General features: G+C 53.5%; 1 pseudogene. It reads right to left on the bottom strand.

Features of this window, described 5'->3' with window-relative positions:
* Positions 1-47: 47 nt before the first annotated feature.
* Positions 48-241, bottom strand: a pseudogene (locus KVT27_RS25950) (ABC transporter substrate-binding protein); the annotation flags it as partial.

The raw sequence follows: 241 nt of genomic DNA on the forward strand, positions 1-241 counted from the left end.
GGAGCGACTATCGACTAGTCGCTCCGGTGCTTAGCTGTAAGAAATACCTATTTCTTCATCTTGCTTTTATAATCGGCAGCTGCCTTTTCCATTTCTTGCGCCGCTTGCTGAGGCGTCCATTCGCCAAGTGCCACCTTGTCTTGCGCCTCGAACAGCTTCTGTGCTACGACTTGCGGCAGCGCTTGGTCTGTGATGAGGAAGGCTCCGTCGGAGGCACCATCGAGCATCGGCTTAATATGCG

It is taken from the genome of Lysinibacillus sp. GbtcB16 (genome assembly GCF_019091145.1).
Classification (GTDB): Bacteria; Bacillota; Bacilli; order Bacillales_A; family Planococcaceae; genus Lysinibacillus; species Lysinibacillus fusiformis.